Source organism: Gottfriedia sp. S16(2024) (assembly GCF_050473765.1).
Taxonomy (GTDB): Bacteria; Bacillota; Bacilli; order Bacillales; family Bacillaceae_G; genus Gottfriedia.
The window spans coordinates 4378235-4404062 of record NZ_JBFLUO010000001.1 but is presented as its reverse complement, the minus strand read 5'-3'; the positions used below and the strand labels follow the sequence as shown (position 1 = coordinate 4404062).

26 protein-coding genes and 1 other annotated feature are annotated in these 25828 nt (G+C 32.8%); of the genes, 25 read left to right on the top strand and 1 reads right to left on the bottom strand.

The genetic code is table 11. From position 1 onward, the window contains the following. Positions 1 to 84 precede the first annotated feature (84 nt). The 14 genes from ndk to AB1282_RS20965 all read left to right on the top strand — a co-directional run bounded on the left by ndk (position 85) and on the right by AB1282_RS20965 (position 13707). Positions 85 to 531 carry a nucleoside-diphosphate kinase gene (gene ndk, locus AB1282_RS21030; protein WP_025671395.1) on the top strand — a complete coding sequence of 149 codons (447 nt, stop codon included), beginning with the start codon at positions 85 to 87 and terminating at the stop codon, positions 529 to 531. Positions 532 to 765: 234 nt separating this feature from the next. Beyond that, positions 766 to 992: a binding site (T-box leader), on the top strand. A 106-nt stretch (positions 993 to 1098) separates the two neighbouring features. After that, on the top strand, positions 1099 to 2184 hold the full coding sequence (locus tag AB1282_RS21025; protein ID WP_056466679.1) for a bifunctional 3-deoxy-7-phosphoheptulonate synthase/chorismate mutase: 1086 nt from the start codon (positions 1099 to 1101) through the stop codon (positions 2182 to 2184). 396 nt (positions 2185 to 2580) lie between these two features. Continuing rightward, the gene (gene aroC, locus AB1282_RS21020; protein ID WP_429900300.1) at positions 2581 to 3750 is read left to right on the top strand and encodes a chorismate synthase; all 1170 of its coding nucleotides are present in this window, start codon (positions 2581 to 2583) and stop codon (positions 3748 to 3750) included. After that, the gene (gene aroB, locus AB1282_RS21015) at positions 3750 to 4835 is read left to right on the top strand and encodes a 3-dehydroquinate synthase (RefSeq protein ID WP_429900299.1); all 1086 of its coding nucleotides are present in this window, start codon (positions 3750 to 3752) and stop codon (positions 4833 to 4835) included. The genes aroC and aroB overlap by 1 nt, the downstream gene beginning before the upstream one ends. 195 nt (positions 4836 to 5030) lie before the next feature. Further along, on the top strand, positions 5031 to 6314 hold the full coding sequence (gene aroA / locus AB1282_RS21010; RefSeq protein WP_429900297.1) for a 3-phosphoshikimate 1-carboxyvinyltransferase: 1284 nt from the start codon (positions 5031 to 5033) through the stop codon (positions 6312 to 6314). Positions 6315 to 6331: 17 nt separating this feature from the next. Beyond that, on the top strand, positions 6332 to 7591 hold the full coding sequence (locus tag AB1282_RS21005; protein ID WP_429900296.1) for a tetratricopeptide repeat protein: 1260 nt from the start codon (positions 6332 to 6334) through the stop codon (positions 7589 to 7591). Positions 7592 to 7644: 53 nt separating this feature from the next. Beyond that, the gene (locus AB1282_RS21000) at positions 7645 to 8184 is read left to right on the top strand and encodes a ReoY family proteolytic degradation factor (protein ID WP_056466666.1); all 540 of its coding nucleotides are present in this window, start codon (positions 7645 to 7647) and stop codon (positions 8182 to 8184) included. Positions 8185 to 8776: 592 nt separating this feature from the next. Beyond that, the gene (locus AB1282_RS20995; protein ID WP_335412561.1) at positions 8777 to 9226 is read left to right on the top strand and encodes a DUF2487 family protein; all 450 of its coding nucleotides are present in this window, start codon (positions 8777 to 8779) and stop codon (positions 9224 to 9226) included. A 143-nt stretch (positions 9227 to 9369) separates the two neighbouring features. Next, complete coding sequence (locus tag AB1282_RS20990) at positions 9370 to 9873, top strand: ubiquinol-cytochrome c reductase iron-sulfur subunit (RefSeq protein ID WP_056466656.1); 504 nt, start codon at positions 9370 to 9372, stop codon at positions 9871 to 9873. A 2-nt stretch (positions 9874 to 9875) separates the two neighbouring features. Beyond that, on the top strand, positions 9876 to 10550 hold the full coding sequence (gene qcrB / locus AB1282_RS20985) for a menaquinol-cytochrome c reductase cytochrome b subunit (protein ID WP_056466653.1): 675 nt from the start codon (positions 9876 to 9878) through the stop codon (positions 10548 to 10550). A 63-nt stretch (positions 10551 to 10613) separates the two neighbouring features. Further along, complete coding sequence (locus tag AB1282_RS20980; protein WP_056466650.1) at positions 10614 to 11390, top strand: menaquinol-cytochrome c reductase cytochrome b/c subunit; 777 nt, start codon at positions 10614 to 10616, stop codon at positions 11388 to 11390. A 151-nt stretch (positions 11391 to 11541) separates the two neighbouring features. Then, complete coding sequence (locus AB1282_RS20975) at positions 11542 to 12126, top strand: DUF1405 domain-containing protein (RefSeq protein WP_429900295.1); 585 nt, start codon at positions 11542 to 11544, stop codon at positions 12124 to 12126. A gap of 59 nt (positions 12127 to 12185) precedes the next feature. After that, positions 12186 to 12968, top strand: coding sequence for a sporulation protein YpjB (locus AB1282_RS20970; RefSeq protein ID WP_056466644.1), 783 nt, complete (start codon positions 12186 to 12188; stop codon positions 12966 to 12968). Between the two features lie 58 nt (positions 12969 to 13026). After that, positions 13027 to 13707, top strand: a complete 681-nt coding sequence (locus tag AB1282_RS20965) for a zinc metallopeptidase (protein ID WP_056466641.1) — start codon at positions 13027 to 13029, stop codon at positions 13705 to 13707. Between the two features lie 68 nt (positions 13708 to 13775). On the opposite strand, the gene AB1282_RS20960 is transcribed toward AB1282_RS20965, so the two are convergent. After that, complete coding sequence (locus AB1282_RS20960; protein ID WP_056466638.1) at positions 13776 to 14648, bottom strand: YitT family protein; 873 nt, start codon at positions 14646 to 14648, stop codon at positions 13776 to 13778. A gap of 136 nt (positions 14649 to 14784) precedes the next feature. Between AB1282_RS20960 and AB1282_RS20955 the strand changes: the two genes are divergently transcribed. The 11 genes from AB1282_RS20955 to dinG all read left to right on the top strand — a co-directional run bounded on the left by AB1282_RS20955 (position 14785) and on the right by dinG (position 25824). After that, a complete protein-coding gene (locus AB1282_RS20955; RefSeq protein ID WP_429900293.1) occupies positions 14785 to 15114 on the top strand; it encodes a nucleotide pyrophosphohydrolase in 330 nt (109 codons plus the stop codon). Position 15115: 1 nt separating this feature from the next. Further along, positions 15116 to 15919, top strand: a complete 804-nt coding sequence (gene dapB, locus AB1282_RS20950; protein ID WP_056466632.1) for a 4-hydroxy-tetrahydrodipicolinate reductase — start codon at positions 15116 to 15118, stop codon at positions 15917 to 15919. Between the two features lie 15 nt (positions 15920 to 15934). Continuing rightward, positions 15935 to 16297 carry a methylglyoxal synthase gene (gene mgsA, locus AB1282_RS20945; RefSeq protein WP_429900291.1) on the top strand — a complete coding sequence of 121 codons (363 nt, stop codon included), beginning with the start codon at positions 15935 to 15937 and terminating at the stop codon, positions 16295 to 16297. Positions 16298 to 16317: 20 nt separating this feature from the next. Then, entirely contained in the window at positions 16318 to 17019 is a 702-nt protein-coding gene (gene bshB1, locus AB1282_RS20940) for a bacillithiol biosynthesis deacetylase BshB1 (protein ID WP_156339599.1), read from the top strand. Positions 17020 to 17049: 30 nt separating this feature from the next. Next, entirely contained in the window at positions 17050 to 18180 is a 1131-nt protein-coding gene (bshA, locus tag AB1282_RS20935) for an N-acetyl-alpha-D-glucosaminyl L-malate synthase BshA (RefSeq protein WP_056466626.1), read from the top strand. A gap of 1 nt (position 18181) precedes the next feature. Continuing rightward, on the top strand, positions 18182 to 19375 hold the full coding sequence (locus AB1282_RS20930; RefSeq protein ID WP_429900289.1) for a CCA tRNA nucleotidyltransferase: 1194 nt from the start codon (positions 18182 to 18184) through the stop codon (positions 19373 to 19375). After that, positions 19360 to 20343: a biotin--[acetyl-CoA-carboxylase] ligase gene (locus tag AB1282_RS20925; protein ID WP_056466622.1), complete on the top strand. Its 984-nt coding sequence runs from the start codon at positions 19360 to 19362 to the stop codon at positions 20341 to 20343. The genes AB1282_RS20930 and AB1282_RS20925 overlap by 16 nt, the downstream gene beginning before the upstream one ends. A gap of 377 nt (positions 20344 to 20720) precedes the next feature. Next, positions 20721 to 21563 (top strand): 3-methyl-2-oxobutanoate hydroxymethyltransferase, encoded by an 843-nt coding sequence (panB, locus tag AB1282_RS20920; RefSeq protein ID WP_056466621.1) that lies wholly within the window; start codon positions 20721 to 20723, stop codon positions 21561 to 21563. Beyond that, complete coding sequence (panC, locus tag AB1282_RS20915) at positions 21560 to 22405, top strand: pantoate--beta-alanine ligase (RefSeq protein ID WP_056466618.1); 846 nt, start codon at positions 21560 to 21562, stop codon at positions 22403 to 22405. The genes panB and panC overlap by 4 nt, the downstream gene beginning before the upstream one ends. Before the next feature lie 26 nt (positions 22406 to 22431). Next, positions 22432 to 22815, top strand: coding sequence for an aspartate 1-decarboxylase (panD, locus tag AB1282_RS20910; protein WP_056466615.1), 384 nt, complete (start codon positions 22432 to 22434; stop codon positions 22813 to 22815). Between the two features lie 219 nt (positions 22816 to 23034). Then, positions 23035 to 25824 carry an ATP-dependent DNA helicase DinG gene (gene dinG, locus AB1282_RS20905; protein WP_429900285.1) on the top strand — a complete coding sequence of 930 codons (2790 nt, stop codon included), beginning with the start codon at positions 23035 to 23037 and terminating at the stop codon, positions 25822 to 25824. Positions 25825 to 25828: the final 4 nt, after the last annotated feature.

The following is a 25828-nucleotide window of genomic DNA, read 5'->3' as shown; positions in this document are numbered from 1 at the left end:
AAACTATTGATAATTTTATAAATTGATGTTACTATTCTAACTGTGTTGTTTATACATAATTGAAATCAAGTGAGGTAGAGCATAATGGAAAGAACTTATTTAATGGTAAAACCTGATGGTGTACAACGTAACTTAATTGGTGAAATCGTTTCACGTTTCGAAAAAAAGGGTTTCCAATTAGTTGGAGCTAAATTAATGCAAGTGAGTAAAGAACAAGCTGAAACTCACTATGCTGAGCACAAAGAACGTCCTTTCTTTGGTGAATTAGTAGACTTCATCACTTCAAGCCCAGTATTCGCTATGGTTTGGGAAGGCGAAAATGTAATCGCTACCGCTCGTCAAATGATGGGAGCAACAAACCCTAAAGATTCAGCACCAGGAACAATCCGTGGAGAGTATGCTGCAACTGTAGGCAAAAACATTATCCATGGTTCAGATTCACCTGCTAGTGCAGAACGTGAAATCGGTATTTTCTTCAATCAAAATGAATTAGTTGAATACTCTAAGCTTATTAAAGAGTGGGTATACTAATAAATAAAAAGTTTTAGACAAAGAAGTCAGCATAATTGCTGGCTTTTTTATTTTGGAAATGATTAAAATCTAGATCTGTGGATCAATTTTCGTATTAACTTTAGTAGAATCGTTATGAGTAAGCAAAATAGTGAATAAGTTATAAATTGTAAAAAAATAATACATTGACAGCCTCTTTAAATCTGCTTATAATCATCATTAATAACTTTTTTAATGAATCTTTTGACAATTAAATATATTGCGATGATAAGGGCACAGTAGGCATAACTTCCCTGTTTAAGAGAGCTGACGTAAGCTGCGAGTCAGTACAAATGGTATGCTAAATTACATTCTTGGAGCAATTTCTTTTTCATTTATTGAAAATAGAAACGGTCGTTTTGATCGTTAACAAAATGAAGGTGGTGAACAGAGTTTTTGTTCACAACTAGGGTGGTACCGCGATTAATTAATTCGTCCCTACTGTTTATTCAGTAGGGGCTTTTTGTTTTTATTTTTTACATGCCTACTACTTGATGAAAAGTAGAGGTGTTGGACATTAGAATTTTTAAATTTAAGGGGGAAAAGGAAATGAGTACAAATAATGAATTAATAAATTTACGTGATAAGGTTGATGAGATTAATTTAAAAATCGTTGAATTATTAAACGAGCGTGGAAAAGTTGTTCAAGAAATTGGTCAACAAAAGATTAAACATGGTATCAAGCGTTTCGATCCAGTTCGTGAGCGTGAAGTGTTAGATATGATTGCAAATGTAAATGAGGGCCCTTTTGAAACGTCAACTTTACAACATATTTTCAAGACGATCTTCCAAGCAAGCTTAGAACTACAAGAGGATGATCACAGAAAAGCTCTTTTAGTTTCAAGAAAGAAAAAGCCTGACAATACAATTGTTACAGTGAAAAATGATATTGTCCTTGGTGATGGTTCTCAATCATTTATTATGGGTCCATGTGCAGTTGAGAGCTACGAACAAGTACGTGCAGTAGCACAAGCTATGAAACAACAAGGTTTAACAATGATGCGAGGCGGGGCATTTAAACCAAGAACTTCTCCATACGATTTCCAAGGTCTTGGATACGAAGGACTACAAATTTTAAGAAAAGTGGCAAATGAATTTGATTTAGCAGTAATAAGTGAAATACTAAATCCAAATGATGTTGAAAGATCTTTAGAATACGTTGATGTCATTCAAATTGGAGCACGTAATATGCAAAACTTTGATTTACTGAGAACAGTTGGTCAAGTAAATAAACCAGTGTTATTAAAACGCGGACTGTCAGCAACAATTGAAGAATTTATTAATGCAGCAGAATACATTATTTCGCAAGGAAATGACCAAATTATTTTATGTGAAAGAGGTATTCGTACGTATGAGAAAGCTACTCGAAATACATTAGATATCTCAGCTGTACCGATTCTAAAGAAAGAAACACATTTACCAGTAGTTGTAGATGTAACACATTCTACAGGTCGCAAAGACTTATTATTACCGACAGCAAAAGCAGCCCTAGCAATTGGAGCAGATGCAGTAATGGCAGAAGTACACCCTGATCCAGCAGTTGCTTTATCAGATTCGGCTCAACAAATGAATATTCCACAATTTGAAGAATTTATGTTTGAGTTAAAAGACTTCCGTGCAAAGCTTCAATCATAAGTAAAATTATCTAAAAAAAGATGACGGTGAATGCTTTGAAAAAACGACCTTATAAATGGTACAGGAATAATCAGAGACTCAAATGCTTTAGCAATGAGAATGACGAAAAATAATTGAATATGATAAAAACTAATTACAACATTAGATGAGCTTTCTCGGTACAGTCTTTAAGCTGTAAAGAGATTTCATCCGATTTTTTCTTGATTTAAAATATTAATAAAAAAGATTGCACAATCAAATGCTGAGCATTAGGTTTTTCTACTGAATAATTCATTTTTTTGTTAAAAAATCAAAAAAGTGCCGGAATATGGCTCTCTTTTTATATTAAATTCAGAATAGGTTGTGCTATAGTAGTAACTAATTAATTTTAAACTTACATAAAGAGAAGGTGTTGAAATGCGTTATTTAACAGCAGGTGAATCACATGGTCCACAATTAACTACAATTATTGAAGGCGTTCCAGCAGGCTTACCAATTTTAGCAGAAGAAATAAATGTTGAACTTCGTAGACGTCAAGGTGGATATGGAAGAGGGAGAAGAATGCAGATAGAAAAGGACACTGCTCAAATTACTAGCGGTGTTCGACATGGTTATACTTTAGGCTCTCCAATCGCACTGGTTGTTGAAAATAACGACTTTAAACATTGGACTAATATTATGGGTGCTGAACCTTTAGAAGATTTAGAATACGAAGGAAAAAGAAGCATTACAAAACCAAGACCAGGGCATGCCGATTTAAATGGAGCTATAAAATATGGTTTTAGAGATGTACGAAATGTTTTAGAGCGATCTTCTGCTCGTGAAACAACTGTACGTGTAGCAGCTGGTGCGGTGGCAAAAAAATTGTTGAGTGAGCTAGGTATCACAATTGCAAGCCATGTAATTGAAATTGGTGGAGTTAAAGCGAAGAATTTAGACTATAAAAATGTAGAAGACTTACATAATAGAGCTGAAAACTCAGAAGTAAGATGTATAGACGCAGAAGCTACAGAAAATATGAAAACATTAATTGATGATGCAAAGCAAAATGGCGATTCAGTTGGTGGGATTGTAGAAGTTGTTGTTGAAGGTATGCCAGCTGGTGTTGGTAGCTACGTTCATTATGACAGAAAACTTGATTCAAAAATTGCAGGTGCAATTGTAAGCATTAATGCCTTTAAAGGTGTTGAATTCGGAATCGGGTTTCAAGCTGGATCCTTACCTGGTAGTGAAGTTCATGATGAGATTGCATATTCAGATGAACAAGGCTACTACCGATTAACGAACCGTGCAGGCGGTTTTGAGGGCGGTATGACAACAGGTATGCCTATTGTCGTTCGAGCAGTAATGAAGCCAATCCCGACGCTATACAAGCCGTTACAAAGCGTTGATATTGAAACAAAGGAAGTTTATGAAGCAAGTATCGAACGTTCAGATAGCTGTGCTGTTCCAGCAGCAAGTGTAGTAGCAGAGCATATTGTTGCTTGGGAAGTTGCAAAAGCAGTTATTGAACAATTTGAATCAGATCAACTTGAGCGTTTAAAGCGTAATATTGAAGATTTCCGTGAGTATGCGAGGAAGTTTTAATGAATGCGATAACTGTCAAAACAAGCTCTAAACAATATGATGTTTGTATAGGGTTTGGAGTATTAAGTCAACTAGAATCAAAGTTGGATAGCTTAGTACCTAAAGTTTCAAAGATATTAATCATTACAGATGATCAAGTTGCTCCACTATATCTAGAGCAAGTATTACTAAATTGTAGTAAAGCAAATAAAGTTGAACACTTTATCATTCCACATGGTGAAAAAAGTAAGAGTTTTGCTATGTACGAAAATTGTTTAACCTATTGTTTTGATGTCCAATTAGATCGTAATAGTTTAATAATTGCTTTAGGTGGAGGCGTAGTTGGTGATTTAGCAGGATTTGTTGCAGCTTCTTATATGCGTGGTATTCGTTTTATCCAATTACCGACTACTTTACTAGCCCACGATAGTGCTATAGGTGGTAAAGTCGCTATAAATCTTCCAAAAGCTAAGAATATAGTTGGCGCATTTTATCAGCCAGAACTAGTTTTGTATGAATTAAACTTTTTATCTTCTTTGCCAATTGAGGAATGGAGATCAGGTTTTGCTGAAATTAGTAAGGAAGCTATGATTTCTTCTACCGACAATTTGAATTGGTTAATGGATAATATTCTTTCACTTGAAAATTTAGATGATGCGTTAATTGAAAAATGTGTGACAATGGGGATAAGTGTAAAAAATGAAATTGTCTCCAAGGACGAAAGAGAAACTGGTGAAAGAGCATTTTTAAACTTAGGCCATACTCTTGGGCATGCGATTGAAGCTTATTTAGGTTATGCGAAAACAACTCATGGTGAGGCTATTGCATTTGGAACCTTATTTTCAATCTATTTGAGTGAACAGTTCTTTGAGGTTGACTTAAAATTTAAAGAAATTGTAAATTGGTATAATCGATTGAATTATCCTGTTTATTCAAAATTAGAATTAGAACCTATTGTAAATCTAATGAAACAAGATAAGAAAAATATAGATTTGAAAATAAAATATATATTATTAAAAAGTTTTGGGAATCCAGTGATTTGTGAATTAGACGAAAACTTTATAAAAGAAAGTTTAGATAGTTTTTTTAAACAAATAATTTCATAATACTTATCTGAAAATGGTGTTTTGATCAAATGTTAAATCAAAATATCATTTTCTTTTTCTAAATTAGACTAATTGAACATTGAAAATGAAAAACATAGGACAATTCGTCGAATAGAATTTCAGAGAAAAAAAAGGTTTGATTTAATAAAAAATGGAATGTAAATACATATAGAAAGGTTAGACAAGGTGACTATGATGAGAAATACCCAGTTAGAAAAAATCCGTTTAGTTGGTGATGTGACAATTCCAGGAGATAAATCAATATCTCATAGAGCAATTATGTTTGGATCACTAGCGAAAGGGACTACAAAAATTACTAACTTTCTATTAGGTGAAGATTGTTTAAGTACGATTGCGTGTTTTAGAAAATTAGGTGTACAAATCGAAGTATCAGAAGATGAAGTAGTCGTTTATGGTAAAGGAATTGAAGAACTTAAAGAGGCACACGAAGTACTTGATGTAGGAAATTCGGGAACAACAGCAAGATTAATGATGGGAATATTAAGTGGTTTACCATTCCATTCAGTTATTATTGGTGATGAATCAATTGGTAAAAGACCAATGAAACGTGTTACAAAACCTTTAAAAATGATGGGAACTTCTATAGATGGACGTGAAGACGCTACATATACACCTATTTCTATTAGAGGAGGTTCACTGAATAGTATTTCTTATGCTTCTCCTGTTTCAAGTGCACAAGTTAAATCTTCAATTTTATTAGCTGGTTTATTTGCAAAAGGTACAACGACTGTGACTGAACCGGAAAAGTCTCGTGACCATACTGAAAGAATGCTAAAGGCATTTGGTTGTGAGTTAGAAGTTGATGGGAACAAAGTCTCAATTAATGGAAACCAAGAATTAACTGCAACAGATGTTATTGTTCCTGGGGACATTTCATCAGCAGCATTTTTCTTAGTAGCAGGGTCGATTGTTCCAAATAGCGAAATCTTGTTAAAAAATGTAGGGGTGAACCCTACTAGAAAAGGGATATTAACTGTTTTAGAAAGAATGGGCGCTAATATAACATTAGAGGATGAAAAAGTTGTAAACGGAGAACCAATTGCGAATATTCGAGTGAAATCATCGAATTTAAAATCAACTGTAATCGGTGGGGCTGAAATACCTACTTGTATCGATGAGTTACCGATCTTAGCCTTAGCAGCAGCTTTAGCAGATGGAGAGACCATTATTAAAGATGCTGAAGAGTTAAGAGTAAAGGAAACGGATCGTATCCAGACTGTTGTAACAGAACTTACAAATCTTGGTGTAAGCATTGAAGCAACAAAAGATGGTATGATTATACAAGGAAATAGTTCTTTAATAGGTGCGAATGTAAATTCACATGGTGATCATCGAATGGGAATGATGCTTTCAATTGCTGCATTACTTGCTAAAGGTGATACAATTATTGAAAATACGGAATGCATAGCTGTATCTTTTCCGAACTTTAAAGAGCAATTAAATGAATTAATTAAGTAGTCATATGAGGTGTAAGAATGAGTTTATACGAAGCTGTTCAGTTAATAGAGAACGGTCATACCGAAAAGGGATTGGATTTATTAAGAAAGAATTTAAAAACTGCAAACGATGAAGAAAAATACGAAGCAGCACTTCTTTTTCAATCATTAGGAATTGTAGAAGATGCGAAAAATCTCATTGAAGATTTAGTTTACTTATACGATGACGACGATGATCTTAAAATAATGTATGCAGAAATATTGTTGGATCTAGATTTAGAAGACGAAGCTTTAGAAATTTTACTTGCAATAAAAGAAGATAGTGAGAGTCGAGTTCAAGCACTATTATTAATGGCTGATTTATATCAAGTTCAGGGTCTTGATGAAGTAGCTGAACAAAAATTATTTGAAGCCAAAAGAATTTTACCTAATGAACCTGTAGTAGATTTTGCATTAGGGGAGTATTATTTTAGTAAATATGATTATAAAAAAGCAATACCATTTTACGAAAAACTCAACTATCAAGAAATTGAAGTAAGTGGAGTAAATAAAGATTTAAGACTTGCTGAATGTTTAAGTGCTGAAGGTGAATGGGAAGATGCAATTTCCTATTATGAAAAAGGAATTCAGAAATCAAAAGACTTCCATACGCTATTAGGATATGGCATAACGCTATTTCAAGCTGAACGCTATGCAGCCTCTATTCCAGTATTCGAAGAAGCAATCTTCTTTGATCCTGAATATTTGGTAGCACATTTATGGTTAAGTAAGGCGCATGACCTTGAAGGCCAATTTCAAGAAGGGTATGATATATTACAAAAAGCTTTACTAGTTGATGAAACGAATGTAGAATGCCTTTTATCAGCAGCTAAATTAGCTCGTAAAATGAAAAATTTAGAAGCAAGTAAGAAACATTTACAGGAAGCATTAATTTATGATCCTTCGCTAATTGAGGCAGTTCAGTTATTAGTCGGAATTCTTTTCGAAGAAGAAGATTTCGATGATATTATTAGTATAATTGAACTAGCAATCGAGCATGGGGCTTCAGATCCTCATTTTAATTGGGACTTAGGCAAAGCATATTATGGAAATGAAAATTATGAATTGGCATTAAAACAATATCGTCTAGCATATAATGACTTTAACCAGGAAATTTCCTTCTTAAAGGAATACGGAGACCTATTGTTTGAAGAAGGCTTAGTACAAGAAGCAAAAGAGGTTTACAGTAAACTTGTAGACGATGAGTATCTACAGGAAGAAGTAAGAGAGCGTCTTGAAAGAATAAATGAAATTCTGTAGTTTTCTTTATTCAGAAAAGGGGACAAATTTTATGGACAGAGGAGGGATTTAAAATGGCAACCCCTGTATCTGTGAATGAGAAGAAAGATTTTGTTAAATGGTTTCTAAGTAATTTTCAGTTAAAGCAAAGAGAATGTGTTTGGATTTTAAATTACCTAATGAGCCATGATTATTTAATGAAAAAGGTTCATTTTGTAGAACAGTCTAAATATTGTCCACGTGGATTAGTGATGTCGACCAACTGTGTTAAAGAAGTCCCATTTCATTTTTATAAACAAAATGTTATGACGACGGATGCAGAGAAATCATTTCACGATATTCGACTAAATAGGGATGAGGATATTTATATCCAGCTCAACTTTAAATCTTCTTTTCAATATCCGATGTTTGTTTCAGTTTTAGAAGAGAACCCGCATCTACCAAAAAACTTAAATAGTAACGAAAAAGACCGCGTAATTGCTGAAAAGCTATTGTCAGATTCAATTATGAATTTCCAAAAAGACAGATTGATGAAAATGATTGATGAAGCTTTAGATAATCAAGACAAAAAGCTTTTCCAAGAATTAACTAAGCAACTCAATTCATTAACTTAATGAAAACCTGAAAAAAGTCCTCATTTATGGGGGCTTTTTTACTGTTGAAAAGTTATTTGCTAATTGAATAGAGTTAATTTTTATTGTTAAATAAGATATGTGGGGTTAATTTCCATTTTTAGGGCCTTAGCTTTTAATTGTGGCAAGATTCATGGTCCTAATCGTAGTATACGTTTCCTTTTTGGTCCAAAGCTTTCTGGTAAATCTCATTGAGGTCGAACGATTTATCAACTTATATAAGTTAAAAAAAAAACAGTATGTAAGATTAAGATTAGCTAATTACTCATAAAAAAATACACTTATAAAAAATAATATTAGTAAAAAAGTCACTTTATTGATCTCATAGAAATATTTGACTCGAAACGGATAGTAGTTCAACTAAATTTACATTTTTTTAAAATATATCAGTGAACTGTTAATGGAGGTTCTGAATTAACTACAAAGATGCCATTCACCTCACTGTAAAATCCTTTATTAGTGGACTTTTTTTCTTTCTTAAAATAGTAATGTATGGTTAAATGGAAAATAGAAATTTGTTCACAAAAATTTCACAATTATAAATAAATTATTTTAATAGAAAGAGGTAATTTTGATGAAATGGACAACAAATGAATTAAATCAAGTTATTGAGAATCTGGAGTACATCGATACGATCATTATTCCGCTTTGTCCTGTTTCTTTGAAGAAAGAAAATATTGGTCTTGCCGAGCAAAGAGAGGACTTAATAATACTTACTTCGGAACTTGAACGTACATATAAAGGCAGAGTTGTAATTGCTCCTGAATTTACTTATTTACCTGAAGAATCTGATAAAATAAACCGATTAAAGGCTTGGTATGAAGAGTTTAAAACTAGTGGGATTAAGCATGTGTTTTATTTAACATGTGATTTTGATTGGAGACAGTCAGAATCTGAAATGGATGAATCATTAATTTGGTTACCTAATTTAAATATCAATAGCTTAGATGAATCATCACAACGAGTAATAGTTGATAAACAATTATCTCACATAAATGCATTATTTTCTAAAATATGGGGATAAAAATAAAAACAACATTATTACTATGATTATTATTAGGATATTATTGACCTTCTAAATTTGTTATTATATTATGAAAGTGTCCTAGTTTTATTATTATAGCTGTTGTCCGTACAGGAGTACTTGTGATAGAGGGGGGAATTTTCATGAGTGAAAAGGTTTCAAGACGCCAGTTTTTAAACTACACTTTAACAGGTGTAGGCGGCTTTATGGCGGCAGGAATGCTAATGCCATTGGCTCGTTTTGCCATTGACCCAGTTTTACAAAAAGAAGAAGCTGGAGCAATGGTGCAAGTTGGACTAATCAAAGATTTAACGACTGATCCAAAACGCTTTGACTTTAAAGTTAAGCAGGTTGATGGTTGGGTTAAATCTGATGCGTCACACATTGCATGGGTGTACAAGAATTCAAATGGAGACATCGTTGCGTTATCACCTACTTGTAAGCATTTAGGCTGTACAGTTGGTTGGAACGACAATAAAGATTTTCCAAATCAATTCTTCTGTCCATGTCATGGCGGTCGTTACCATAAGGATGGTAAAAACATTAAAGGTACACCACCGCTTGGTCCACTAGACAACTATGCGGTAAAAGTGAAAGGTGATTCTTTCTATCTTGGTAAACTAGAACCAAATACAGGAGGTAAATAATCGTGCTTAACAAAATTTACGACTGGGTAGATGAGCGATTAGAAATTACGCCTCTTTGGAGAGATATCGCTGATCATGAAGTACCAGAACACGTTAATCCAGCACACCATTTTTCAGCATTCGTATATTGCTTCGGTGGATTAACATTTTTCGTTACAGTAATTCAAATTTTATCTGGAATGTTCTTAACAATGTACTATGTTCCAGATATCAAAAATGCATGGGAATCAGTTTATTACTTACAAAACAACGTTGCATACGGACAAATCGTTCGTGGTATGCATCACTGGGGTGCAAGTTTAGTAATTGTTATGATGTTTTTACATACTTTACGTGTATTCTTCCAAGGCGCATATAAAAAGCCTCGTGAGCTTAACTGGGTTGTAGGGGTTTTAATCTTCTTCGTAATGCTTGGATTAGGCTTTACAGGATATTTATTACCTTGGGATATGAAAGCGTTATTTGCGACTAAAGTAGGTCTGCAAATTGCTGAACAAACACCATTTATTGGTAAGCAAGTGAAAACGTTAATTGCAGGTAATCCGGAAATCATCGGTGCACAAACATTAACTCGTTTCTTCGCAATCCATGTATTCTTCTTACCTGGTGCTTTACTTGCTCTTATGGGTGCCCATTTCTTAATTATTCGTAAGCAAGGTATTTCAGGTCCACTATAAGATTTAGTGCATGGGGCTTTAGTAAAAATTGACTAAAGTGTGTCGGAATAAAGGAGGGAGAACATGCATCGCGGTAAAGGAATGAAATTTGTAGGTGACTCACGTGTACCTGCAATGGCAGGTCGTAAACCTAATGTACCAAAGGATTATTCAGAATATCCTGGTAAAACTGAAGCATTCTGGCCAAACTTCTTATTAAAAGAATGGATGGTAGGAGCAGTTTTCTTAATTGGATACTTAACATTAACAATTGCACATCCATCTCCACTTGAGAGGGTTGCAGACCCAACTGATACTGGCTATACGCCATTACCGGACTGGTATTTCTTATTCTTATATCAATTCTTAAAATATAGCTATGCTTCTGGTGACTATAACGTAATTGGTGCTTTCGTAATTCCTGGATTAGCTTTTGGTGGCTTATTATTAGCGCCATTCTTAGATCGTAGTCCACATAGAAAACCAATTAAACGTCCATTAGCTACAGGATTTATGTTATTAGCTTTATCTGGTGTAATTTATTTAACATGGGAAGCTGCGGCTCACCATGACTGGAAAAAACAAAAAGAACAAGGTAAAATCCGTACTTTTGTTGAATTAAATAAAGAAGATCCAGCATATAAACTATTGCAAAAAAATACTTGTGTATCTTGCCATGGCGATAATCTTGAAGGTGGCGCAGCAGCTCCAAGTCTTCAAAATAATGGTTTAAAACCTGAAGAAATCGCTCATATCGCAAGAAACGGTCGAAAAGCGATGCCATCTGGTGTATTTAAAGGTACTGACGCAGAACTTAAAGTTCTAGCTGAATTCGTTTCAAAAGCAGGTAAAACAGAGTAATTAAAAGAGAGTCGAATTTTCGACTCTTTTTTTATGTTTTATTGTATACTGAAATAATAACATGTAAAAAATGTGATGATACATATAAATTGTGAACTTTGTGTTATAAATTTATTAAATCTCCTAAGTGAAAGTGGGATGAAGTGAAATAGTGAACATACTCTACAGTATGCTACGGCTTAAACCTAATTTAATTGCTTTATTTATAATAAATCTACTAGGAACAATCTATGGATACTATTGGTATAAATCTCAACTTGATTTTACTCCTGGTTGGTTAAAAATATTTGTACCTGATAGTCCTACTGCATCCTTATTTTTCTGTATTGTATTGCTACTTTTCATTTTAAATAAACGGAATGGATTAATAGAAGCACTAGCATATGTAAGCTTGTTGAAATATGGAATATGGGCAGTTTTAATGAATGGAATGGTTCTTTATTTAGCAGGTGGACTTGATAAAATTGCATACTTATTAATTTTTTCGCATGGAGCTATGGCAATCCAGGCTGTTTTGTATGCACCGTCATTTAAGGTTAAAAAATGGCATTTGACTGTTGCAAGTATTTGGATCTTACAAGATCTTATTTTAGACTATGTTTTTGGAACAATGCCAGAATACTATATGCTCTCTGATTATCGAATTTGGATAGCTTTACTTACATTTTGGTTAACTATATTTGTTATTTTAATTGCTTATTACCAGTTAATTTTTAAAAATAGAGCTCGTGATTGAACAAGTTCTAATCTTGTCCTTTCTCTCATAATTATTAGTAGTTATGAGGGAGGGGTTTGATGAAAAAATTAATTGCGGGGATAAGCGTTTTTTTTATTTTCTTTTCATTTAATACCGTAAAAGGGTACGCTAAAATAGATCAAGAAACTTCACTAATCGAACAATCACTCTCTTTAGTACAAGATGGTGATTATGTACATGGTGCTAATTTGATTGAACAGTTTGAGTCAAAGTATATGGCGTCTGTGAAAAAGAATAAAAATTTCACACCAAAAGATCTAGAAACGATTTCCGTTACTTTTCAAAATGCGCTCGTATCTTTAAAGAATGATGCAATAGATCCACAAGAAAAAGTTGCTGATGTTCTTGGTTTAAGATTATTGATTGATGCTGGAGAAACGACAATGCAGCCGATGTGGAAGGAAATGAAAAAGTCGGTTATGACTCCACTACAGAATATGGATTCAGCATATAAACGAGGTAATTCTGAAGCATATGAAACGCAATTAAATCAATTCTTACATCAATTTGAAATTATTTATCCAAGTCTTATCATGGATCTTCCCTATGATGAAGTAAAAAAAATAAATTCACTTGTTTCGTTTTTAGATGATTATCGAATTAACCAAGAATCAATTCCAGCTTTTCAACAAAAGTTGGATGAGACAAAAAGTGAATTATTATTCATTTTTGATCAAGGAAACTCAATTATTCCGCCTGTTTCCATTTGGACAATTTTTACAACAGGGATCATTATTATCGGTACATTAAGTTATGTCGGTTGGAGAAAATATATAGGTGATCGAAATAAGAATAAAAAAAGAAGAGAACATAATGATTGACAAATTTCTCTAAAAGTTATTACAATATCGTAAAATCACACTCCTTGGAGGAATTACAATGAGTTATTTAATTTACTTTTTAATTTTGTTGATTGTACCTTTATATGCACAAATGAGGGTTAAATCAACTTTTAGAAAGTATTCTCAAGTTGGTTCTACATCAAATTTAACGGGTGCAGAAGTAGCGAGAAAAATTTTAAATGAAAATGGATTATTCAATGTGGCAGTAGAGGAAACTCGAGGATATTTATCTGACCATTATGATCCACGTGCAAAAGTTGTAAGATTATCAACTGAAAATTATCATGGATATTCAGTCGCGGGTACTGCAGTTGCTGCTCATGAAGTAGGACATGCAATTCAAGATGCAAATGACTATAGCTTTTTAAGATTCCGTCATTCTTTAGTACCTGTTGCAAATTTCAGTTCCAATTTTTCTTATATATTCATAATAATTGGTATGTTATCTCGACTATCAGGTGCATTATTAATAGGAATAGTTTTATTAGCACTAGGAGTACTGTTCCAAGTTGTTACACTTCCTGTTGAATTTAATGCCTCAAGTAGAGCTTTAAAACAAATTACAACTTTGGGTATCATCAATTCGAATGAGCATGTTTATGCAAAACGTGTTTTAAATGCAGCTGCATTGACATATGTTGCTGCGGCAGCGGTAGCCGTCGCAGAATTATTAAGATTAGTTTTAATTTATACTGGTATGACACGTAGTGATGATTAATATCAATATAAAATTAAAAGAGGTTCTGGCAATCAATGCCAAGAACCTCTTTTTGTTTCTGTTAAAAATTAAGGGTGAAGAGGGACTTTATTTTCATCTAAAGTAAAGCCTTCTCCAAGTACATCATGCACTTCTGTAACGGCTACAAATGCGTGTGGATCGATATCCTGAATGATGTTTTTTAAATGAACTAATTCATTTTTTGGTACGACACAAAATAGAACGTCTTTACTTTCTCCAGTAAATGTTCCAGTTGCTTTTAAATAAGTTGCACCACGTTCCATTTCTTTCATAATTCGAGCTGCAATTAAATCATTTTTCTCAGAAATAATATTTGCTCCACGTGCAGCATATGCACCTTCTTGCATAAAATCAATTATTCTTGCTCCGACAAAAACTGCGACTAGCGTATACATTGCTTCATATGCTTTTAAATAAGTTAAAAGTGAAAGCGTAATGACAACAAAGTCAAAAATAAACATCGTTTTCCCCATATTAATACCTTTGTATTTATAGGCTAAACGGGCGATGATATCGACACCACCAGTAGTTCCACCAAATCTAAAAATAATTCCTAATCCTACACCAATAAATACACCCGCAAATAATGAAGCTAACATTAAATCGCCATGGACATCTATATTGAACGTAAATTTCTCAAATAATTTTAAGAAAAATGAGACTGCAACAGTTCCAATGATAGTATAAAGCATTGTTACTGTACCAAGTAATCTCCAGCCAATAAAAAATAACGGGACGTTTAAGACTAAGTTTGAGATCCAAACTGGAATATTTAATTCAGCTAAAAGAATTAAGTTAATTCCCGTAAAACCACCTTCAGCTAGATTGTTTGGAATATTTATATTCATAATTCCAAAAGAAAAAATTGCAGAACCTAAAATAATAAATAAGATATTGCGTAACTTCAAATTAAAAATCATATACTTCCTCCATACTATAAAAATTACCCTAAACTCTTATTTTTATCTTATCTTGTATTTTTTTCAAGTAAAATAATATATAATTTGTCAAAAAGTAGTCAATTCGATAAGATTTAATTGAGGAGTTGATATTAGTATGCACGAAAAAACGATGAAAGAAATGCAAAAAGAAGTCGATACATATATAGGTCAATTTAAAGAGGGCTATTTTAGTCCTTTAGCTATGATGGCTAGGTTAACTGAAGAAATGGGTGAGTTAGCTAGAGAAATCAATCATACCTATGGTGAAAAGCCTAAAAAAAGCACTGAAAAAGAAAAGCTAATTGAAGAAGAGCTAGGCGATGTATTATTTGTTATGATTTGTTTAGCAAATAGCCTAAATATAGACTTACAAGAAGCACATGATATGGTGATGAACAAGTTTAATACTCGAGATAAAGATCGTTGGACAAGGAAGGAAGGTTAAAATGGAAAAAGTAATTAGAGTAGTATTAGCTGGACCAAGAGGTAAAATGGGAATTGAAGCTTTACAATTAATTGATCGAACTGAGCATTTTCAACTTGTAGCTGCAGTAGATTATAAATTAGGTGGAGAACAAATCCAAAAGGTTAACCCTGTGTTTAAAGGTGAAGCAAAAATATATGAAACATTAGAGCAATGTATCGAAAATGAAAGCTTTGATGTACTTGTTGATTTAACAACACCTGAAATTGGAAAAAAACATGCATTTTTAGCTTTAAAAAATGGTATTCGACCTGTTATTGGTACAACTGGTTTTACAAAAGAGGAGCTTGATGATTTAAAAGAGTTAGCTTCAAATAATGAGCTAGGTTGTATTATTGCGCCAAATTTTGCAATTGGTGCTATATTAATGATGAAGTTCTCTGCAATGGCAGCGAAATATTTTAAAGATATCGAAATTATTGAGCTACACCATGACCAAAAATTAGATGCGCCTTCAGGTACAGCTCTTAAAACAGTTCAAATGATTGAGGAAGTACGTGAATCAAAATTACAAGGACATCCAAATGAAGTTGAAACTGAAGCTGGTGCTAGAGGTGCCGATCTAAATGGAATGAGAGTTCATAGCGTGAGATTACCTGGTTTAGTTGCGCATCAACAAGTTTTATTCGGTGGAGATGGTCAACTATTAACAATTCGACATGATTCAATGAATCGAGCTTCTTTTATGTCTGGAGTTAAAGTAGCCGTTGAGGAAGTAATGAAACTTTCGGAGCTAGTCTACGGATTAGAAAATATAATGGACTAAAAGGTGGTGTAGGTAGTGAAAATAGCTCTAATTGCTCACGATAAGAGAAAAGACGCATTAGTAACTTTTGTTCAAGAAAATGAATCTTTTTTTCAGCAACATGAACTATTTTCAACAGGTACTACAGGACTACGTGTAATGGAAAATACAGCTTTAAACGTTTATCGCTTTCAATCTGGTCCACTCGGAGGAGATCAAGAAATAGGTGCATTAATAGCTAAAGGGAAAATGGACGCGATTTTCTTTTTTAGGGATCCTTTAACTGCTCAACCGCATGAACCAGATGTAAATGCTTTATTAAGGCTATGCGATGTTTTTAATGTCCCGGTGGCAACGAATATTCAAACCGCTAAGGCAGTAGTGAAATTTTTTAGTTAGTTTGAAAGAGAGTGAGATAAGTGGAATATTTTGATGTACTTGCATTTGGAGCGCATCCAGATGATGTTGAGATTGGTATGGCAGGCACGATTGCTAAATTTACTAAGTTAGGCTATAAGGTTGCTATTTGTGATTTAACTGAAGCGGAGCTCTCATCAAATGGGGATACTTTTATTAGAAGAAAAGAAGCTGAAGAAGCAGATAAGATTTTAGGGGTTTCAAAGCGTTTTAATTTATCATTACCAGATAGGGGGCTATACTTATCTGAGGAAGCAATTAAACAAGTAGCTGCTTTAATTCGAATGACAAAGCCTAGTATTATTTTCTCACCATATGAAGTGGATCGTCATCCTGATCATGGTAATTGTACAAAAATAGTAGAAGAAGCAGTATTTTCATCAGGGATTAGAAAATTTAATGTAAATACAAATCATGATGCCCACAAGGTTAAACATGTTTTTCAATATATGATTAATGGGTTTCATCGACCAAATTTTATTGTTGATGTTACAGAAACGATTGAAGTTAAAAGGGCAGCATTAGAAGCATATGAAAGTCAATTTACTCCGGGGCCAGATGGTGTAGTTACGCCTTTAACAAACGATTATGTAAATAGCGTAATTGCAAGAGAGAAAATTTTTGGTAAAGAAGCTGGAGTCCCTTATGGGGAAGGGTTTATGACAAAAAGGCCGCTCCTATTAAATGCAGATTGGTTAGTTTAAGAAGAAATGAAGAAGTTTAGGAGAGATAAAATGAAATTAAAAATTGGGATTACATGTTATCCTTCAGTAGGCGGTTCTGGTGTGATTGCGACTGAGCTAGGTAAGTTATTAGCAGAACTAGGACATGAAATTCATTTTATTTCATCAAGTATGCCGTTTCGTTTAAATAAAGTATATCCTAATATTTATTATCATGCAGTTGAAGTAAATCAATATTCAGTTTTCCAATACCCACCATATGATTTAGCATTGGCGAGTAAGATGGCTGAAATTGCAAACCGTGAAAAATTAGATATTTTACATGTACATTATGCGATTCCGCATGCAATATGTGCTGTTCTAGCAAAACAAATGATTCATCATGATATTAAAATTGTAACGACATTACATGGAACAGATATAACTGTTCTTGGCTATGATTCATCTTTAACAGAGTTAATTAAGTTCGGGATTGAAAAATCAGATGTTGTAACAGCGGTCTCAAATGATTTAATACGTCAAACAGAGGAATTAGTTAACCCTGATAAAGAAATACAAACTGTGTATAATTTTATTGATGAAAGAGTGTATTACAAAAGAAATTGTCGGGCATTAAAAGCAGGGTACGGGATTAAAGAGCACGAAAAAGTCATTATACATATTTCTAATTTCCGTCAAGTTAAGCGAACAAAAGATGTAGTAGATGTATTTAACTTAGTAAGAAAAGAAATTCCATCCAAGCTCCTATTAGTTGGTGATGGTCCGGAAATCTCAAGTTTATGTAAATTAGTTAGAGAGCTTGGCATTGAGAATGATGTTTTATTTTTAGGAAAGCAAGAGAATGTTGAAGAGTTACTTTCAATGAGCGATATAAAATTACTTCTTTCGTCAAAAGAAAGCTTTGGTTTAGTATTACTTGAGGCGATGGCTTGTGGGGTTCCATGTATCGGTACAAGAGTTGGTGGGATTCCAGAAGTAATCGAGCATGGGGAAAACGGATATATTTGTGAACTAGGAGATATTGAACAAATCGCTTACTATACGCTTAACCTATTACAAGATGAAGAATTATATAAACGAATTTCAGGTCGAGCGATTGAAATAGTTAAAGAAAGATTTCAATCAAATAAAATCGTTTCACAATATTTATCCATTTATAATGAGTTATTAGGAATGAAATAATATGGAAATTTTTGATAAAGCAAAGCCGATTTTAGATAAATTAATAAAAAATGGTTATGAGGCCTATTTTGTCGGTGGTTGTGTTAGAGATAAATTATTAAATAGAACAATTGGCGATATTGATATTGCAACTTCAGCTTTACCTGAGGAAGTTATGTCAATTTTTCCAAAAACCGTTCCTACAGGGCTACAGCATGGAACGGTTTTAGTTATACAAAATAGTGAGCCATATGAGATCACAACATTCCGAACAGAGTCAACATATCATGATTATCGTAGACCATCGGAGGTTACATTTGTAAAATCGATCGAAGAAGATTTAAAACGAAGAGATTTTACAATGAATGCCATTGCTATGACGATAGAAAATGAAATAATAGATCCCTTTAATGGTACAATTGATCTTTATGATGGGTTAATTAGATGTGTCGGTGAAGCTAAGGAAAGATTTCAAGAAGATGCTCTTAGAATGCTAAGAGGTATACGGTTTGTAAGCCAATTAGATTTTCGTTTACATGATGAAACGTTTAACGCAATTAAATCAAATAAACATTTAATTGAAAATATAGCAATTGAACGCATTTCGGTTGAAATAGAAAAAATGTTATTAGGAAATTCTCCTAAAAAAGGCATTGAACTATTAATACAAACAAATTTAGTAAATCATCTTCCAAGCTTAAAAAAATATACTAATCAGTTTAATGAACTATTAGAACTCCCTCTTCAATCATTAAAAACAATTGAAGAGATTTGGGCGCTAATTTTATATACATGTAATTTTGACAGCCCAGAACAGGTTTTAAGAAATTGGAAAATGTCGAATAATCGCATGAAACAAATATTGAAGGTTTATAATTTGTTAAGTGAAACGAAAATTAAATGGAGCAATACAAAGTTATATCAAGTTGGATTACCGGATGCAATAAAATACGAGCGTTTACAATGTGTCATTGAAAAGGTCGATGCAAGTGAATTTAATGAGGATATATTAAAGGCTTTATATCATCAATTACCGATTTATTCAAAATCAGATATATGTATTACAGGTAATGATTTATTAGAATGGTCACAATTAAAAGGTGGTCCATGGTTAAAAGAAGTATTAAGTGAAATTGAGTTTCAAATAGTAGAGAACCAGCTTGAGAATAACCAACTTGCTGTTAAGGAGTGGTTTATAAATTGGCTTCAAAAGTAAAAGAAAGAATCATACAATTATTTACGGAAAATAGTAATGAATATTTATCAGGTCAATTTTTGAGTGATGAATTAGGAATTTCACGTACTGCAATTTGGAAATACATGAAAGAATTGCAAGAAGAGGGAATTGAAGTTGAAGCAGTTAGGAAGGTTGGATATAAAATAACGGGCAAATCAGATCGGTTAACTCCAACGGATATTCAACTTGGTTTAGAAACGAAAAAATTTGGAAGAAATGTCGTATACCAAGAAGAAACGAATTCAACCCAAACGATTGCGAATGAATTAGTGCTAAATGATGCACCTGAAGGTACAATCGTTTTGGCTGAGCGTCAATTATTAGGTCGAGGCAGATTACAAAGAAACTGGTTAACTTCAGATGGAAAAGCAATAGCTATGAGTGTGATCCTTAGACCAGCTATTTCACCAAGAGTAGCACCTCAACTAACCTTATTAACAGCTGTAGTCATTGCATCAGCAATCGAAAAAGTGACCGGTTTACAACCAAATATAAAGTGGCCAAATGATATTTTAATCAATAATAAAAAAGTTTGTGGAATCTTAACTGAGATGCAAGGAGATGCTGATTGCATTAAGAGTGTTGTCATAGGTATTGGACTCAATGTAAATCAAGTAGAAGAAGATTACCCATTAGAACTGTCAGATATCGCTACATCCTTACGTATTGAAAAAGGACAATCCTTTATGAGAGCCAATTTAATTCAAGCTATATTAGCTGAATTTGAAAAGTACTATGAAATATTTTTAGAAAAAGGATTTAAACCTATTAAAATTTTATGGGAAAGCTACGCAATTTCGTTAGGGAAACAAATAAAAGCCACGACTTTAACTGAAGAAATTGTCGGAAATGCCATTGGAATTACTGATGAAGGTCAATTATTAATTGAAGATCACTTAGGTAATGTTCATACAATCTATTCAGCGGATATTTCGATAAATAAGTAAAAACGAAATAAAACAACTCTCTTTTTATATTTGAAAGAGAGTTATTTTATTTGCTGTATATTTGTCACGTATATTTGTAAATAATACCAAGTTTTTTCTTTACTTAATTGCTATTCTTACTATAAACTGTAGTGGAAGGGTCGCGACTTTTAGCTGATGCTTCAAGGGTGGTATCTGAATAGGGTCAATCAAACTTTAGTATCCTAAGAAGAACTACACCAGGTTTTAAAAAATCAATTCTAAAAATGTGTCTGCCTTGATCCTATATGGACTGGGACAGAGGAATGAGACGGTTTACAATTTTCCTTTGTTCTCTACCGGAGCAAAGTTTTTTTATTGTAGCCCCCATTTCCTCTCATTTAAAAGGAGGAAAAAAGATGAAAACAACAAAAGATTTTTTAAACATGAAACAAAACAATGACCCAATCGTCATGATTACTGCTTATGATTACCCTTCAGCACTATTAGCAGAAGCAAGTGAAGTAGATATGATTTTAGTCGGTGACTCACTTGGGAATGTTGTCCTAGGTTATGATTCTACAATTAAGGTTACAGTAGATGACATGATTCATCACTCAAAAGCCGTAAAGCGCGGGGCAAAAAATACGTTTATCGTAACAGATATGCCATTCATGTCTTACCATTTTTCAAAAGAAGAGGCTTTACGTAGTGCATGTCGCATTATGCAAGAGGGTGATGCGCACGCTGTTAAGGTTGAAGGCGCAGATGAAAATGTTTTAGATGTGATTAAAGCATTAACAATCGCTGGAGTACCAGTTGTAGCTCATTTAGGATTGACTCCACAATCAGTAGGCGTATTAGGTGGGTATAAAGTTCAAGCACGTGATTCTGAAAGTGCAATGAAATTGTTTAACGATGCAAAAAAATGTGAAGAAGCTGGCGCTTTTGCAATCGTACTTGAATGTGTACCAAAGCAAATTGCAAAGGACATTACGAAGGATCTTTCAATTCCGACAATAGGAATAGGTGCAGGTGTTGATACAGATGGTCAAGTACTTGTTTACCATGATTTAATAACATATGGTGTTGGGCGAGTAGCTAAGTTTGTTAAACAGTATGCAAATGTATCTACAACAATTGAAAATGCAATTGCTTCATATGTGCAAGAAGTTAAAGCTAGACAATTTCCAGATACTAAACATTCGTTTACGATGAAAGAAGAACAGTTAAAGGCATTATACGGGGGAAGTTCGCAATGAAAGTGTTTCACACTATAAAAGATTTAAGAAATGAATTAAAAATTCACAGAAAAAATGAAAAATCGATTGGATTTGTTCCAACGATGGGTTTTTTACATGAAGGTCATGCATCATTATTAGAAGAAGCTAGAAAAAATAATGATATCGTCGTATTAAGTATTTTTGTAAATCCGACTCAATTTGGCCCTAATGAAGATTTTGATCGATATCCTAGGGACTTTGACAGAGATGAAAAAGTTGCACTAAATGCTGGGGTAGATTGCCTCTTTTATCCAACAGTTGAAGAAATGTATCCAAATGAATTAAAATCGACAATGAAAGTAACAAAACGAGTTGATGTCCTTTGTGGTGAAAAAAGACCTGGACATTTTGATGGCGTTGCATTAGTCGTAACAAAATTATTTAATATTGTTCAACCAGATCAGGTTTATTTTGGTTTAAAGGATGCTCAACAAGTAGCTGTAATTGAAGGTTTAGTTGAAGACTTCAACATTCCTGTAAAAATTAATCCAGTTCCAACTATTAGAGAAGAAGATGGATTAGCTAAAAGTTCTAGAAATGTCTATTTATCAGACAAAGAAAGACAAGAAGCACCTGTTCTTTATAAAAGTTTACAAGCAGCAGTTGAAGATATAAAAAATGGGAATCTAAATCCAGATCAACTTAAGCAAAATATTATATCTACAATACAAAGCGAAACATCTGGAACAGTAGATTACGTAAGTATTTATTCTTATCCAGATTTAGAGCCTTTAAATAAAATAAATGGAAAAGTAATTATTGCATTAGCAGTTAAGTTTACTAATGCTCGCCTAATCGATAATATTATTATTTCTATTTAAGGATTGAACAACTAGGGGGAAATAACATGATTCGCACAATGATGAGAGCAAAGCTTCATAGAGCTACAGTTACAGAAGCTAATTTAAATTATGTAGGAAGTATTACAATTGACCAAGATTTAATGGATGCAGTTGACGTACTTGAAAACGAAAAAGTTCAAATTGTAAATAATAATAACGGTGCACGACTTGAGACATATGTTATTCCAGGAAAACGTGGAAGTGGTGTAATTTGTCTTAATGGTGCAGCAGCTAGATTGGTTCAAGAAGGTGACAAAGTAATTATTATTGCTTATGGTCAAGTAGAGGAAGAGAAACTGGCTCAACATGAACCAAAGATTGCTATATTAAACGATGCAAATGAAATTGTCGAAATGATTGGCAAAGAAATTGCAGGTACAGTAAAGTAATAGAATTGGGCATTAGGCTTTGTCTGTCAACTTTTGAATTTCGAAACATGAAATTACTTGTTGAGATCAATTTTTTAACAGACAAGAGAAACAACGAAGAAAACGAGTGTTTGAGGGCAATTTGAAATCCCCTTCTTTAGGGGATTTTTTTGTTGGTTGTATTGTTTAATCTGTTTATGCAAAATAATATCTATATAGAGAATTTGGAGGTGGCAAAATATGAATAAATTTGTGGTCGTTGACCTAGAAACAACCGGAAATAATAATAGAGGTCAAGATCGAATTATTCAAATTGCAGCCTTTTTATTGGAAAATGGAGAAGTTATTGAACAATTTTCAAGTTTTATAAATCCAAACATGAATATTCCAACATTTATTTCCGAACTAACAGGGATATCAGATGAAATGGTTCAATACGCTCCTCAATTTGAACAAATAGTTGAAGAATTATATCCGATGTTTAATGACGCCTATTTCGTTGCACACAATGTTCATTTTGACTTAACATTTTTGCAAAAAGAATTTGAGCGGATTGGTTTACCAAAAATTTCACCGTTAGCTATTGATACAGTGGAGTTAACAAGAATTTTATATCCAACTTTAACTAGTTATAAATTATCTGATTTAGCAAAAGTATTTAATATTGAACATGAAAATCCTCATCAAGCTGATAGTGATGCTGAAGTAACTGCCGAATTATTAACAATTTTATTAAAAAAACTTGAAAGCTTACCATATGCATCATTAAAAATATTAGAAAAACTTAGCACAAGTTTTAAAAGCGACATTACATACTATATTTCGGAAATACTTCAAAAGCAATCTGAATCATTTTCAAATGAAACTGTTGATTATGAAGAATTTAGACGAATCGCCATTAAAAAAAGAAGCTTTAGTTTACCACAAGAAGAAGAAGATTTCGTTGAATTCGACGAGCATCTTAAGCGTGAACTTGTAGATCAGATGGCTGTGGTAATTCCAAACTTTATAAAAAGAGAAGAACAATTTGCATATATGCATGATGTGTTCGATGCATTTAGTCAGAATAATATTCTCTTAGCTGAGGCTGGAACAGGTGTAGGCAAAACTTTTGGGTATTTAATTCCATCAGCATTTTTCTCAAAACAATTCGGCAAACAAGTTGTCATTAGTACAAGTACGATCTCATTACAAAAACAATTACTTAAAAAACATATAAAGACGATTGAAAAAATTGTACCTTTTCAGTTAAAAATAGCTTCTATACAAAGTAAAAGAAATTATCTATGTCTCCAAAAATTCGAATATATTGTTGGAGAACAATTTGATGATAATTACGATAGTATTTTATCTAAAGCTATGATAACAGTTTGGTTAACTGAAACTGAAAATGGAGAATTAGATGAATTATCACTTCCTTCAGGTGGCTTACATTTATGGGACCGTGTTTGTTGTAACGAAGAAAGTGAAAATAAAAGAACAAATCCTTGGTTTCATAAATGTTTTTATCAAAGGGCTAAAAATCAATTAATGTTAGCCGATATAATTATTACAAACCATGCTTATTTATTATCGACTTTAAAAAATAAAGATCACTTTATTAATTCTGTCAAAACGATTGTAATTGATGAGGCACATGCTCTTGAAGAGACTGCATCAAAAACTTTTGGAATCACTTTTTCATGCTTAAAATATTATCAATATTTAAGTAGATTAAGTACTACTGATAGTAATGAACTTGTTCACCGATTATATAAATTTGATGAGGGAATACCTAATCGTGAAAAATGGTGGAAAAAAGTTGATCACTTAGTAAAAGAAATAAAGTATGAATCTGAAGAGTTATTTAGATTATTACGTGATTTTATTTTAAGTAAACAAAATGAGTTTGATAAAGAAAACATTAGACAATCAATTACACTAAGTGATAAAAATACTGCTAGCCAAAATTGGAAGGTTATTCAAGAATGTGCAAATAGATTAATTCATGTGAATAATACTTTATTCACGGGTTGCGAGCAATATTTGAATTTAATTGAAGAGAAAAAGGGATCAGCGTTTCATCGTTCAATCGTTTCAGAATTTAAAATGATTATTGAACAATTAAAAAACATGAAAAATGGTCTTTATGAAATATTATTCGATAAAAATGAACATTATATTTGCTGGATGGAAACTGAAGCAAAAGGCTCATTTCATACAACGATGCTTTATTGTGAGAAAGTTGAAAATGCAGATTTAATACAAAATTATTTAATTAGTGGCAGAAATTCAATCGTACTAACGTCTGCAACGATGTCGATTGATTCATCCTTCTCATTTATAAAGTCATCATTAGGAATTAGTGAAAATATTAATGTCGTTGAAAAAATCTACCCCGTCCCAAATGATTTTGCCCAAGGGATGAAAGTGTATATTCCATCAGATTTAATGGGAATAAAAGAAATCACACAAGAAGAGTACGCATTACAAACTTCGAATACAATTCGTAAAATTGTTACCGAAATAAAAGGTAGAACATTAGTTTTATTTACAGCTTTTGATTTATTAAAACAGACTTATGATCAATTAATACAAAATTTTGATTCACTGAATTCATCTGTATTAGCTCAAGGTGTTTCTCCTGGAGGAAAACAAAAGTTAATAAAACAGTTTTTACAATCTAAACAAACAATTTTATTAGGTACGAACACTTTTTGGGAAGGAATTGACCTACCTAATGAAGAATTAGATTGTTTAATCATTGTACGCTTACCGTTTACAAACCCTGAAAAGCCTATGTTTATTGCTAAATCAAATTTATTAAAAAAAGCTGGAGAAAATTCTTTCTCAAGTTTGGCTTTACCATTAGCCGTATTTAAGTTTAGACAAGGTTATGGTCGTCTAATTCGAAATGAAAAAGATCAAGGTTCATTATTTGTTTTAGATAATCGCATAATAAATACTAGCTATGGTGGAGAATTTTTAAAGTTAATCCCAAAAAATAAAATAAAAATAAATACAATTGATGAATTATTAAAAGATTTTTAGTAGT